We start from the raw sequence: 14632 nt of genomic DNA on the forward strand, positions 1-14632 counted from the left end.
TCAATAGAGTCACCCTCTTTATTACCTGTTTAATTTTCTTTTACTTCATGCTGAATGTAGGCTCACAATTGATCTTAGCAATGCTGACGGCTCTAGGAGTATCTACCTGTACTTCAATGTTGTTTTTTACCACCACTATTTTGTCAAACTTTTCATTGACGTATGGAGAATGAAGATCAACATAATGATATTCTTCATCAGAATTTTTCGGCACTTTAAAATCGTGAATCTCAACAGTCCCCACTTCACGATCATGCTTGTCAACCAAATACAGAGTAAGGTCTAATTTGAATAAGTCAAAGTCTGTGTTGTTTTTCAGGCGATAGACAACTTCGAAGTTGTCCCACCCATATTGCTCCACACGTTTTAATTTTTTTACTTCAACGCTCACACCTTCGTTGATTTTATACTGAGAATAGGATGAGATTTCCTGGGCGGTCGCGGTTGCTCCTAGAGCACTGACCAATAGCACGGCTACTAATTTTTTCATCTGCTTAACATTTTTTATTTCAAAGATCCGACCCACCGATCGAACCAATAGATCTCAAGAGATCAATTCATAACACACTTTTAAAACTCGATAATGTTTTCCATTATTATGTTTCGAGCAGGATATTTTATAAACAACAATTCAAAGGTTTACCCTCATTTATTTTGATAATTATTCAAAACGTAAATGATTGTTTTGCTAATAGACGAAATTTCAGGCCATTCCTCATATTTTTTCGATAAACCATGGAATTTATCCTATGATTAGAATGTGAGTGGATTCAGTTTATCTGAGAATATTCTTTTTAATTTGCGCCTATGGAGTTAGTGAGTGGAAAAAAAATTTTGGTTACTGGTGGTGCTGGTTTTATTGGCTCTAATCTTTGTGAAAAGCTGTTAACACTTGATAATACCGTTGTTTGTTTGGATAATTTTTCCACTGGCAAAAGGGAGAATATAGAACATTCGCTAAAAGATCCCGGATTTTCTCTGATAGAGGGTGATATCCGTGATATAGCGGTTTGTCATGCTGCAGTGATGGATGTAGATTTTATTTTACATCAAGCAGCTCTTGGTTCTGTGCCTCGTTCTATCAACGATCCAATAACAACCAATGAGGTCAATGTCTCTGGTTTTTTGAATATGCTTGTAGCAGCTAAGGACGCCAAAGTTGATCGATTTATTTATGCTGCCAGTTCATCTACTTATGGTGATTCTGAAGCCTTACCTAAAATTGAAGAAAGGATTGGCAGACCATTGTCCCCTTATGCGATTACTAAATATGTCAATGAACTATATGCTGATATATTCAACAAAACTTACGGATTGAACACGATTGGTTTAAGGTACTTTAATGTGTTCGGCCGACGCCAAGATCCTGACGGGGGATATGCTGCAGTGATACCCAGATTTATCAAATCTTTGATCAATCATGAGCCTCCAGTGATCAATGGAGATGGTTCTTATTCTCGTGATTTCACTTACATTGACAATGTGATTCAGCTGAATTTGTTGGCATTGAGTACCACAAAAGAGACGGCATTAAATGAAGTCTATAATACGGCTCACGGTGAGAGAAACACACTCAATGATCTAACTCATTGGCTACAGAAATATTTAAGCGAGTTTGACCCAGAGATCAATAATATAGAGATTGCTTACGGCCCAGAGCGTCAAGGAGATATTCCACATTCATTAGCCAGTATTGAGAAAGCCAAACGTTTGTTGGGTTATGATCCAAAATTTAATTTCCAGAATGGATTGAAAGAAACAGTAAAATGGTTTTGGGACACGCATCAATCCAATAAATAAATGTAAAAATCGTTTTAGGGGTTTAGAGAAAATTGTTGTCTTGAATTTGATAAAATCCTATAACCTATTTGAAAAGATGAAAACAATAAAATCAACCCTATTATTTGCGATAGCTCTTGTAATATTTTCTTGTACTGATGACAAAAAAGAAGATGTGGCAACTCCTGAAGAAGCGAAAGCTAGTATGGATAAAGTGGCCGATGAAATGGAAGCAGATCTGGTTCAGATGGTCAATACTCAAGGTGTAGATGCCTTGACTCAATTGCTGGATTTGGTTTCTGAATCAGACCCCTTTAGTGGTAGAATTAATACAGATAAGAACTCTAAAAAGATCATTGCTCAAAGAATTAAGAAATTGAATACCATTTTCATTCCCGCTTCTGCAGGAATAAGAGAAGAAGATGATCGATTTATTTTCGAGAATGAAGTGGGTGTTTATGATTACAATTTTGATCAACAAAAATTCATTCAGACCGAACAGGGTGGTGATAAAGTCCAATTGAATTTCCCAACGGCTGAGTCTACTACCAACAATGCAACTTTGAATCTAACGGCCTATGCAGATGTAGCTGTTGAAGACAGTTATGCTGGTTGGGTGAGTTATGAACCTGCTACTATTAATGCAGACCTTTCTGTTGATGGAGAGACTTTGGTTATCCTGGATTTCAATGCAGCATATAATGAAGATGGTATGCCTAGCTCAGCCGAGATTAGCTTGACTTTAACTCCATTTGAATTCTCCGTGAGTTTTTCAGATGATGCAGCTACTAGTTCTTCAGTTGCTTACAGCATGAGAAACTCAGGAGATAAGATTATGGGAGCGACAATCGATGTATCTTTTGCATCCCCAGACAAGGAAATAGTCCAAATAATTAATGGCGAGTTATATTATCGAGATATATCCCTGAAGGGTAAATTAGATATTTCAAAAATAGATGGAGAAAGTGAATCCTTTGATATCAACGACTTTGTTGACCTAGCTATATATGATGGAGGTACAAAAATTGGAGATATCGTATTCGAAGAAACTGATTGGGAAACAGTGGCATACGTTAAATATAGTGATGGTTCAAAAGAACTTTTAGAAGAATTGCTAGCACCAGTGATTTCCGAACTTGAAGATTTTATCCTTGAGTTAGAAGGGGAGTAGTATCGCGATATGTAGCATGCTATGGAAATAAAGGGGAAACAATAGTCTATTGTTTCCCCTTTACTTTTTGTAGGTTTTCTCCATTAGGAACTTCCAATGGGCTTCAGTATTTTAGCTTTTAATTGATCCAAAAAACGTATGAAAAAAATAGCTTTCTTGTTACTTATGGCCACAGTTGGCTGTAAAACAAATACAGAAACGAAGGTCTCACAAGTAGACCAATTTCTCAACACTTATACCGAACGATATCTTAAACTTTATGCTGAATATAGTGAAGCAGAGTGGGAAGCAAATACCAAAATTATAGATGGTGATACCTTGGCTTCGCACAAAGTATCTCAAGCAGGTGGTGCCTATGCAGCATTTACGGGTAGTGCAGAAAATATCGAACAGGCAACTAAGTTCCTGCAGGATAAAGAAGTACTTACAGCTATTCAAATCAAACAGCTGGAGGCTATTTTGTATGGCGCAGCATCCAATCCAGGTACTGTATCTGACTTGGTAAAAGAAAAAATTAAAGCTGATGCAGCTCAGAATGCAGCATTATTTGGGTATGATTTTCAGATTGATGGAGAATCTGTAAGTACAAATGAAATTGATGAGATACTCAAAACAAGTGACAACCTTGATGAAAGGCTAATAGCCTGGAATACAAGTAAGGAGGTAGGCATAGGTCTGAAGGATGGTCTGGAAAATTTGGTGGGTCTAAGAAATCAGACAGTACAAGCTTTGGAGTACGAAGACTATTTTACTTATCAAGTATCAGATTACGGAATGACAAGAGCTGAAATGCTAGAGTTATGCGAGCAGCTGGTAAAGGACATCTGGCCTTTGTATCGTGAATTGCATACCTATGCGAGATATGAATTAGCGAGTAAGTATGGGCAAAGTGTTCCTGACATGCTACCTGCACATTGGCTGCCTAATAGATGGGGGCAAAGTTGGTCCGCCATGGTAGAAGTAGAAGGTATAGATTTGGATGCTATTTTGGAAGAAAAAGGTTCAGAGTGGCTGGTAAAACAAGCTGAGCAGTTTTATGTAAGCATGGGTTTTGAACCACTTCCTCAAAGTTTTTACGATAAGTCAAGTTTATACCCTTTGCCTGAAGGAGCGGACTATAAAAAGAACAACCATGCTTCGGCTTGGCACATGGATTTACAACAGGATGTAAGAAGCTTGATGAGTGTCACGCCAAATGCCAGATGGTATGAAACCACGCATCATGAATTAGGACATATCTACTACTATATGGAATATACCAATCCAAATGTTCCACCTTTATTAAGAGGAGGTGCCAATAGAGCATTTCACGAGGGAGTGGGCTCTCAAATGGGGCTGGCTGCTATGCAGAAACCATTTTTGGAAGGACTAGGATTGATCGAGGAAGGGGTCGAGACAGACGAAATGCAAGCATTGCTTAAAGAAGCTTTGGATATGGTAGTAGTTATGCCCTGGGGCTCGGGCGTGATGACCCAATTTGAGAATAGCCTATATGCAGAAGCACTGCCGAGAGACCTATACAATCAAAAGTGGTGGGAGTTGAAGAAGAAGTATCAAGGTATTGTCCCTCCGTCAGAAAGAGGAGAAGAATATTGCGATGCGGCATCAAAAACTCATATCAACAATGATCCAGCTCAGTATTACGACTATAGCTTGTCTACCGTGATATTATTTCAATTGCATAATCATATAGCAGGAAATATATTGAAGCAAGATCCACGAGCTACCAACTACTATGGCTCGAAGAAAGCAGGTGCCTTTTTGCGAAACATCCTGTCTAAAGGTGCTACAGAGGACTGGAGAAAACTTATGAAAGACAATACAGGTGAAGAAATTAGTGCCAAAGCCATGTTAAAGTATTTCGAGCCTTTAATGGGCTACTTGCAGCAACAAAATCAAGGCAGAGAGCATACGCTTGGGGAAATGCCAATATAAGTCCTTGGACAACAAACAAAAAAGCTATGAATTTCATAGCTTTTTTGTTTGTGGAGTCGGAGGGAATCGAACCCTCGTCCAGATAAGGTCATATTGGACCGTCTACATGCATAGTTGAAACTTAGGATCTCGTAGGAGAGCTGGCGTTCAACAACCCACTTTTCCTACCAGTTACTTTAGCTTCGCCATTGGTTAGCAACTTCGCCTCAGGCTAGTCTTACTGGGTGACACCCCTTGATCCTGCTCATAAGACAAAAGCATGGAGGGATGTGTCTGTCCCGATTCTTAATCGGGATTAATAATTTTTGCTATCAGCAAAAATTAAGCAGCCATGGCGTAATTAGATTCGCCAAATAGAATATGAGTAAATTGATCACGTGTGCTTACTCAACACCCGACATGCAAGTACAATATCCACACTTACTGTCAAAACCGGTCGACCCCATACATCAATGAACGACAAGAAGTTCTTCACTTTTTGCGGTTGCAAACTTAGTGGATTATACGAGAATATGATCAGGTGAGATGTTAGATTTTATAAATTGATGGAGGTATAGAAAACTTTCCAATGAATTGAACCTTTTGGTAAAGCATACGACTTCCTATTGACCATGCGTGAAAAATCAAATATACTGGACGAATGGCTGGTGCTAAAAGCACAACAGGGAGATCATGTAGCTTTTCAACAACTGGTGACGAAATGGCATAAAAAACTGCTGTATCAATCCTTTATCAGGACTAATGATTGGACACAGTCCGAAGATATTGTACAGGATGTTTGGCAATGGTTGGTTGTCAATCTGGCTAAGTTGAAGGATGTAAATAAATTCAGTGCCTGGATACGGACTATAGTAGATCGTAGATCTATTGATTGGGTACGCAAACATCAAAAAGAAAGAGTCAACCAAAAAGAATACATCAATGGAGTTGATCAAACTGATGATATTAGTTCTGCTGCTTATTCTGATGCTGCTTCAGGTTTTGATGAGGGTGCTATAAGCGCTCTAGAAAAGACACTGGAGGAGCTAAATGCAGATAGTAAATTGATCTTAGTTCTCTACTATTTAGAATCTAATTCTATTGAGTCCATAGCTGGTATTTTGTGCATTCCAAAAGGAACTGTAAAATCAAGACTGTTTCACGCACGTGAAAAATTAAAGAAATTATTAAAACCAAAGAATCATGAAAAATCAGAATGAAGAAATCGATGAAATGATAAAAACAGCGCTTTCTAATGAAGAAGCTGCCTTTTATGAGGATTTAAAAGAACAATCGCCATTTGAAATGATTGGAGGATTATTTGAAGGGAAAATGAAGTGGTGGACGATTGGCAATGTATTTATTTCACTCGTATTCATAGCCTTGTCTGTTGTTTGCCTTTTGAAGGTGATAGAAGTAGAAAATACCAATGCTTTGATACGCTGGAGTCTGGGTCTGATTGGTTCTATGTTGATCCCTAGTATGCTGAAACTCTGGAATTGGAATCAGATGCAGCGCAATGCTATCCTTAGAGAAATCAAAAGGTTGCAGCTGTTGGTAGCTCACAAAGAGTAGATCACATATTTTCTATCCACTCTTTGATAAGTGCAATCCCTTCCTCATGAGGGATGGTACGTCCCAGTTCGGGCATCATGGTACCCGGTTCAGTAGTTTGCATGCGATGGACTAAGATGGACGATTCTGGCTCTCCAGGTACTATGCCGTACTTGAAATTAGCAGAGCCTCTCCCTGCTGCTACAGGCTTTTTGTTTACTCCCAGGCGATAGGGATCCGATTCAAATATGGTAAGGTTCAATCCGCTATTCTTGGCTGGACCCTGGTCATTGTGGCAATGTGCACAATTGATATCTAAATAAGCTCTGGCACGATTATTCAAAGATCCTGTTTCAGGATTATTCCACTCGGCAAGTTTGGGCGTTTCACTTTTGGGCAAATTTAACCAGCCTTTGTCGACCATTTTGGTAAGTTGATTCAGGCTCGTTGAATCCATTTCATATATTCGATTGAGCTGACGGGCAGTTGGGCCTATGGGTGTCATTTTCCCTCCTTTGTCATGACAGCTTTTGCACTGATTCATGTCTGGAATGTTATAATCAATCCTTCCTTTATTGGTCAAATTGACAGGTATTTTGCCTCCAGTAATTTCCAAATAAGCTTCTGTTTGATCTGTATTCCAGATATAAGGTAGAGCGGTCCATCCACTCTTGTTGTGAATCAATAATCGCGTTTCTAGTATTTTGTCAGAAGCTGAATTGAGTTGTGTGGCTCCATAGTAGAAATTTTTGATAAGGATTGTGCCAACTGGGAAGTCCAGCACCTCATTTTCGCGATAGCCTATTTTTTCACCTTTTGGTAAATAAATGAAACGTCTCTTCTTGGCATAATCTGAAAACAAAGGTGTATTCAAATCATAGGGCAGCACATTTTCTGTTGGAGTCAAGTCGGATAACTTCCCTAGGAAAAACTTGTAATCTGAAAGTTTGGTGAGTCCCAATGATGCATACTGTACTTGCTCTGAAATCGTTTGGTCGCTACCTTTTGGTACAGGTATTTCTACTTTTTGTTTCCTGTTTTCTTGGCAAGAAACAAAGGCTAAAAAAAACAGCCCAGTAATGAATGTTTTCATATCAGTTGCAATTGAATATGGCTGGATTTTCTTCTAACCCTTCAAATTCGTTGGCGGCATCAAGATTGACTGATTTGATTCCTTCTGCTTCCTGCACGCAAATGGCATAATTAGGATTAATACTCCCATCTGCCAAAAAATAATTAGGTGATTGCAAACCGTCCCAAGCCACATGTGGCAAGTTCGTGCCAAATTTTAGAAGAAACAGTTTGCCAAAATCATTGCCCAAATAGGGAAGGAGATAGGTGTTTTCATAGGTGTTATTATAGACTTTTATGTCACCAACAAATGGATCGTAATTGATGTCTAGTTCATTTTGCCTTTCAAGCTCTTCACGACTACCACCACCACCTGTGTTTTCCTCACCACCCATGGCTTCTAATAGGGCATAACTAACCATACCCACACCTATCGTCTTATTGTTTCGAATGATATTGTCATGAATTTGAACGCCTGTAGTGGCCAATACCAAAATTCCTGTTCCTGGAGGGGTTACGCCAACCATATTACCTGGTGGAGCAAAATTGGGTGTATTATTTTCATAGACATTGTTGTTGTATACATCTATGTTTCTTCCATATTGAGTAAGTCCAGGTAAGTCAAAAACTAGAATACCACCCGTATTTTCATAAGAGGTGTTATTTCTAATAATAACTTCCTTTGAATTTTCGCTCTCAATTCCAGCCACGTTCCAATAAGTGGTGTTGTTTTCAATTAGCACAGTGTCTGATTGCCCAACATAAATACCTGCATCACTTGCGCCAAATACAGTACAACTTCGAATGGTGACATTTTTACAGAGCACAGGATAAAGGCCGTATGCTCCATTGGTAGAGTCTACCTTTCCCGTCCATCCAATAATCAAATCTTCTAATAAAATACCCTCAGTGTCAGTTACTTTGATGTTGTCGCCAGCTGCATCTTCAATTGTGAAATCACGAAGCGTAATATTTTCACAATTGGCCACACGAATTCCTTCAGCACCTTGCGATTGATCTTTGAAAGAAAGTATGGTTTTGTCCTTACCTTGTCCCTTGATAGTAACATGGATCCTACCTTCTAATATGAGGCTCTTGTCAAATTTGAAATGACCTTCTGGAAGGTCAATGGTAGAACTGTCTTTTGCCAGAATGAAGGAGGTAAGAATAGATTTTTGTTGATCCGAAAAGTTCCTTTCAGGATTGTATTCCAAAGTTTCTGAGCAAGAAGCAAATAGAAGCAGGAGGGCACAATAACCAATGAATTTCATAACTTGAGTTGATGTTAGTTTACTTCTAATTAAACAATTAATTGCCTGAATATGAAATGAATACACTAGTATTTGAACAAATAATCATTTCGTTCAAATACTAGTGATGACACTTATGAAGCAGTTGCTAAATTGGATTGGCTATAGACGGGCTTTGTGGAGTGAACGCTTCGTAGCCATTTTCAGTAATGTAAAAGCAGTCTTCCAATCTAACGCCAAATTCTCCATAGATATATATCCCAGGTTCATTTGAGAAGCACATGCCAGGTTGCATAGGGGTGGAGTTCCCTTTTACTAAGTATTCCCATTCATGAAAGTCCATGCCTATACCATGTCCTACCCGATGAAAGAAATTTTCATACCCATAACCAAAGCCATGCTTGTTTACCACTGCTCTAGCTGTAGCGTCTAATTGTTCACATGGAACGCCGGCTTTGGCTTGTTCATATACAGCTGTCTGTGCTTCTTTTACAATGTCCCAAATATCTCGCTGACGCTGCGTAGGCTTCCCAAAAATGGTTGTTCTAGTTATGTCAGCCTGATAGCCACCCAGTTTGCACCCACCATCAATAAGTACCAAATCACCTTCTTTGAGCTGCTGTGCTGTTTTGCTTCCATGAGGGAAAGCTGTATATTCTCCAAACATAGCACCTGCCCATCCAGCTTCTGTAGCACCAAGAGCCGTACTGGCCTCAGCCACTATAGCACTCAGATCATATTGAGATATCCCTTCCTTCATTTGTGAAAACCCAATTCGATAGGCTTCAAGTGTAATTGCATTGGCTTTTTTCATCAGAGCCAATTCCTTGGGGGTCTTGATCATTCTGCACCCTGCAGTTATGGGTTTGGCATTTATGATGGTTGCCTGTGTTAAATAGGAGGATATGCCGTCTGATTGAAAAAATCTGACATTTTCTTCCATACCTAATGTACCAGTGGCACCATGTTTACTTTTAAAGAGTTTGGCAACTAATTCATAAGGACTTTCATGCTCGTCCCAACTGGCCACCTCACCATCGAGCGAAATCATTTCTTCCAAACGTTCTTTTTCAAAGGTTGGCCCAACATATTGGAGTACGCCATCAGAAAAAATTAAAACACCTGTTAGCCGTTCGCTTGGCCACCATTTGATCCCTGTAAAATAATCTAAGGAAGTCCCTGACTCAATAAAAATGGCATCAATACCATTTTGCTGCATCAGTAGAGAAGCCTTCTCAACGCGCTGAGTTCTATCCTCTGCATTAATAAAATCAATTCCAGCCGTGAATGGTTGGATATTCATTTTGTTGGCATCCAGGTTTTCAGTGGTACAAGATGACGCACCCATAATTGCCAATCCTGATCCAGCCAAAGCACTGTTTTCAATAAATTTTCTTCTATTCACTCTGTTATAGTCAATGGTTAAACTACTTTCAATTTAGTAATTTTAAGAGTGAAGTTGATTGGAATCTTGATGAATGGTCATAAAAAATCCCGCTAAAAGCGGGATCAATTTCATTAGAAATAAACTGGGCAAAGCCCGTCCTTCTTGCTGAATTTGAGTGGTATTCGATAGTTAAGAAATATCTCATGCGAACCAGCTGTATAGGTACCCAGACTTCCAATTGGAATATCATAAGCATATCCAATTCTAAAATTTTCATTTAGTACCAATTGAGTCATCAGAGAGAATGAATCCTGATATCGATAGGAGACTCCTGCATAGATGATTTCATTGATGATAAAATTTAAGTTAATATCAAAAGCAACTGGTGCATCATCTTGAAGTCTCAATAAAATTGAGGGGCTTATTTTTAAGTTTCTGCTCATGTCTTTCACAAAACCAGCATTGATATAATAATATCTAGATGCCTTTCCTTCTGATGCAATAGCTCCATCTCCAGACCCTTCTATCACATCTGGTGTTAAAAAGTATGGAATAGAGGCTCCAATGAAATAATCTCTGTTCGCAAAATAAATTCCCATTCCAAAGTTCGGATTGAACGTCTTTGAAAATACAAATAAGGGATCGTCCTGACTGATGACATTTACTCGATCCAGATTAGAGGTTCTTTGATCAAATCCTCCCTGAAGACCCATGGCGAGTATGCCTTTGCTCATTCTAATTTTATAAGCAAAGCTACCATACACACTATATTGCTCATGTACGCCTACTGCATCGCGAACTACATTCAACCCAACTCCTACATTTTTTTCTCTCAGCGTAGTGTGTGCAGTAAGCGATTGATAGACAGGTGCTCCATCTATATTTACCCATTGATTTCTGTTAGTCAGAATAGCTGAAAACATATTCAAACTACCAGCATACGCAGGGTTAAGTGCTAGACCGTTGTAGGGATAGGTAGAAAATACTGGGCGTTGCTGAGCTGAAACCAGCTGACACACACACACCAATACACCTATCAAAATTCCTTTTATCAGTTTCATTTATTATTATCTGACCAATTCTAAATATCCTTGGTAAACATCTCCATCTTTTCCGTCTCCCTTGTCAAAAATATAGAAATAAGTTCCAGATGGCAAACCATTATTTCCACCACCTAGGCCTGTATTTCTCTTACCTGTGAATACATTGCCATTAGAATCGTCTTCATAACCTGATGTTTCATATACCAAGGTACCAGATCTAGTGTAGATTTTGAGACTATTGTTTTCAAATCTAGTTGCACAAGAGATTCTAAAGTAGTCATTCTTGCCATCACCATTGTCGGATACGCCATTAAATATTTCAATATCGGCATCTATTGAGAAGGCAGCTTGGTATGAACAATCCTGATCATCAATAACCAGAACCTTGTAGTCTCCAGGACTCAAACCGCTCATTTGCTCATTGGTACTAATAACGCTGCTCTCATCATCTGGGTCGATTGGATCATTTTCGCCAATTCCTGTGGCATTGGCCCAGTACTGTTTTTCTATACTAAATGATCCAGTGAAATTGAGTACTGCTTCTCCATTGCCGACATATTCTGATTCAGAGCCAAATTCTAATTCAGAACAATTGGATTCGGTAGTCCCAACAGTAAATACAGGATTGTTCTTGTCTTCTTGAACTGCAATACTGGCTGCTTCAGATACACATTCTGAAGTGAGGTCAGTAGCTCTTACCGAATAAGTACCTGCTACCAGTCCAGATGCACTAAAACTCGAACTTATAGTGACCCCTTGATCGTCTTGCCATTCAAATGTATAGCCAGCAACACTTTCATTGATAGAAGCTGTAATCGCTCCATTTGGAGTGATACAGTTGGTTTCATCATTAATAAGTTCAACTAAAGGCTCAGGTACAATTTCTATATCAGTGCTAATAGTAATCTGATCTTCAATGGTACAGCCAGTAATTCGATCTATCATTTCAATGGTATAGGTGTCAGCCATAAGGTTATCTACTGTATAGGCAGAATCAATCACCACATCAGCTAAACTTGGACCATCATGCCAGTAGACAGTATATCTCGAAGCACTTTGAGGTGCAGGAACTATTGTGGCCTGACCATCAGGAAGAACATTCACAAAGTCACATTTCGTAAGTGCATGATCTTCAATCAATGTCATTTGCATATCATCTCTATCAGAAAGTACTTCCACGAAATGAGGGTCTGAATCACAGCCGGTGTCTGTGTTCCTAACTAAGATAGTATAATCGCCTTCCTCTAGTGTATTACCTGTATTGCTAGTGAGTTGATTACTAGGATTTGGAGTAGCACCTGATTGCTCGCCTTCAAACAAGTAGTACTCGAAAGTACCTGTTTCAGGAATGATTACATCAATGGTAATCGAGCCATTTGCTGCTACTGGGTCACAGTTTTCATTGGCTGATAAGGTATTGTTGAGTATCATAATATTTGTAGGGTCATCAACCATACCATACTCTTCAGTAGATATACACAAGGTGTTTAGATCTTGAACTTCTACAGTGTATGTGCCCGCGGCCAGTCCTGAATAAGTTGGATCTGTACCTGGTCCAGGTGTACCTGAAGCACTGGTCCAATCAAAGCTATAATCCGTTAAACTAGACGACCCATCTGCTGTTACAGTTAATGAACCATTAGGTATGGTAGGATCACAGTTTCCTTGTAAAGAGAAAGCTGTGAGTGCTACCACTGGAGGAGTGCTCTCATCTTCTACGATGAATTCGAAGACTTTAGAGGTACAACCAGAGAGTGTACTTGTAGCCTCCACATAGTAGGTATCTGCAGCCAGATTTTCGAACAAGCCAGTAGAACCAGCAGCTGCTCCACCACCAGATACATAAGTGCCTGTATGTAAAGTATAGTTGTAATCAGTTACATTATCTGGAGAAATGGCAGTGATCTCAATACTACCATTTACGTTAGTGCTACACTCAGTTGTAGGTGTTATGACTACATCATTTGTGACATCTATTAATATATCTATTGGATCAAAAGGTACTACATAACTGTCTGTAGTAGAGCAGCCAGTTACAGCATCAGTGACCGTGACAGTATATGTATCTTGTTCGAGACCGGTAATTTGAGCAGTCGTTTCTCCATCACCCCAGAGGTAGGTTACACCATTAGCAATACTGGTTGCATCTGTTGCTGCTATGGTCAATTCACCATTTCCACCAGTACAATACTGATCAGCTTGATCCAAAGTAAATGAGATTGTAGGCGTACTCGAATCATCTTCAATTTCAAAATCAATAGTTGCACCCTCACATTGTGTTGCAGTATGGGTAAAGGTCACTTCATACACACCAGGCTCTAAGTCCTCGATTAGCGGATCAGTTCCCGTTTGTGTTCCGTTGTGAGCACTTCCATCTGCTTTTGTATAGCTGAAATCGAAGCCAGCTACACCAGAAGAAACTCCATCAATTTCAATATCCGTCACCTCAAAAGAACCGCTTCCACTTCCGCAGAACGTATTGGCAACAATAGTTGAAGCTACAATTTCATATTCAGCAATATCTTCATCTAATAGATCAGCTTCACCTCCATTCAATAGAGTAGCTTCAGTGCTACATGTATTACTCGGGTTGCTTTCATCAGTTACAACAATAATGTATGCTCCTCCATCTATTCCAGATAGAGTGCCGCTAGTTGTAGTACTTGCAGCACCTGAAGATCCAGTAATACTACCTGCATCTGTAAGCATGGTTCCGGTAGCAACAGTTGTTCCCGCGTACCACTGATATGAATAGTTTCCACCATCATCATTGGTGATTTCCCAATCTAAAGCACCATTGCCTTCATTCGCATCTGAGTCACAACTTGTATCCACTGTATTCACAGTAACTGTAACTTCAGGAGCTTCAGATTGATCTTCCACTTCAAATGCTACTTGACCAGTATTACAACCTGTACTTTGGTCAGTTGCTTTCACATAATACAAACCTGGCTCAAGACCAGTCAATGAAGCAGTTGTCGTTGCTACACCGAGGTCTGTTAATGGATTATTAGAATACCAGGTAAAGTCATAATCATTGACGTCGCCAGAAGTTACGTCAGCGTCAGTAATAGTGATTGATCCATTAGCTCCACCACAATCATCGACGTGTACAATATTAGTACCAATATTAGCTTCATCAAGTGTTGGTGAAGCTGGCACATTAGTGATGGTGAAAGTGGTGGTAGAGAAACAACCATCATCGGTGTCATCTGCATCATTGTCGGTGACCAGTACGGTGTACTGTCCAGGAGACAGGTCAGAGATGGTTTCATCGTCCCCACCAGTGATCACGGCCGATCCCTGATCGGTGTTGGTGAACGCAGTACCAGTGATTTCGCTGTCGGTATCGGTTACGTCAGTACCCCTGAACCATCTGAAGGTATAATTGCCTACAGCGGCACCACCAGAGATTTGAACGGTCAAGTCACCGTTACCAATGTTAGTACCCGGCGACACACAA

The 14632-nt window shown here is 39.6% G+C and carries 11 protein-coding genes and 1 other RNA gene; 5 read left to right on the forward strand and 7 right to left on the reverse strand.

Translation table 11 applies throughout. The features are described from left to right. Positions 1-40 precede the first annotated feature (40 nt). Complete coding sequence (locus B9A58_RS20080) at positions 41-490, reverse strand: hypothetical protein (RefSeq protein WP_084374782.1); 450 nt, start codon at positions 488-490, stop codon at positions 41-43. A 317-nt stretch (positions 491-807) separates the two neighbouring features. On the opposite strand from B9A58_RS20080, the gene B9A58_RS20085 reads away from it, so the two are divergent. From B9A58_RS20085 to B9A58_RS20095, 3 genes are all read left to right on the forward strand, one after another. Further along, positions 808-1800: an SDR family oxidoreductase gene (locus tag B9A58_RS20085; RefSeq protein WP_084374784.1), complete on the forward strand. Its 993-nt coding sequence runs from the start codon at positions 808-810 to the stop codon at positions 1798-1800. Positions 1801-1876: 76 nt separating this feature from the next. After that, the gene (locus B9A58_RS20090) at positions 1877-2950 is read left to right on the forward strand and encodes a hypothetical protein (RefSeq protein ID WP_084374785.1); all 1074 of its coding nucleotides are present in this window, start codon (positions 1877-1879) and stop codon (positions 2948-2950) included. A 138-nt stretch (positions 2951-3088) separates the two neighbouring features. Beyond that, entirely contained in the window at positions 3089-4885 is a 1797-nt protein-coding gene (locus B9A58_RS20095; protein ID WP_084374787.1) for a M2 family metallopeptidase, read from the forward strand. A gap of 48 nt (positions 4886-4933) precedes the next feature. Here the strand turns inward: B9A58_RS20095 and ssrA are convergent. Continuing rightward, positions 4934-5329: a transfer-messenger RNA gene (gene ssrA, locus B9A58_RS20100) on the reverse strand. A 167-nt stretch (positions 5330-5496) separates the two neighbouring features. Here ssrA and B9A58_RS20105 point away from each other — a divergent pair. Next, on the forward strand, positions 5497-6084 hold the full coding sequence (locus B9A58_RS20105) for an RNA polymerase sigma factor (RefSeq protein WP_084374789.1): 588 nt from the start codon (positions 5497-5499) through the stop codon (positions 6082-6084). Beyond that, entirely contained in the window at positions 6068-6439 is a 372-nt protein-coding gene (locus B9A58_RS20110) for a DUF6768 family protein (protein WP_084374791.1), read from the forward strand. Before B9A58_RS20105 ends, B9A58_RS20110 begins: the two co-directional genes overlap by 17 nt. A gap of 1 nt (position 6440) precedes the next feature. Here the strand turns inward: B9A58_RS20110 and B9A58_RS20115 are convergent, their stop codons facing one another. The 5 genes from B9A58_RS20115 to B9A58_RS20135 all read right to left on the reverse strand — a co-directional run. Continuing rightward, positions 6441-7511 (reverse strand): SO2930 family diheme c-type cytochrome, encoded by a 1071-nt coding sequence (locus B9A58_RS20115; RefSeq protein WP_084374793.1) that lies wholly within the window; start codon positions 7509-7511, stop codon positions 6441-6443. 1 nt (position 7512) lies between these two features. Beyond that, positions 7513-8760, reverse strand: coding sequence for a parallel beta-helix domain-containing protein (locus B9A58_RS20120; RefSeq protein WP_084374795.1), 1248 nt, complete (start codon positions 8758-8760; stop codon positions 7513-7515). A gap of 127 nt (positions 8761-8887) precedes the next feature. Continuing rightward, positions 8888-10144, reverse strand: coding sequence for a M24 family metallopeptidase (locus B9A58_RS20125; protein ID WP_245827123.1), 1257 nt, complete (start codon positions 10142-10144; stop codon positions 8888-8890). A 113-nt stretch (positions 10145-10257) separates the two neighbouring features. Beyond that, complete coding sequence (locus tag B9A58_RS20130) at positions 10258-11187, reverse strand: PorP/SprF family type IX secretion system membrane protein (protein ID WP_084374797.1); 930 nt, start codon at positions 11185-11187, stop codon at positions 10258-10260. A gap of 6 nt (positions 11188-11193) precedes the next feature. After that, a partial coding sequence (locus tag B9A58_RS20135; RefSeq protein WP_139794000.1) for a T9SS type B sorting domain-containing protein occupies positions 11194-14632 on the reverse strand: 3439 nt, incomplete at its 5' end.

Source organism: Reichenbachiella faecimaris (genome assembly GCF_900176375.1).
Taxonomy (GTDB): domain Bacteria; phylum Bacteroidota; class Bacteroidia; order Cytophagales; family Cyclobacteriaceae; genus Reichenbachiella; species Reichenbachiella faecimaris.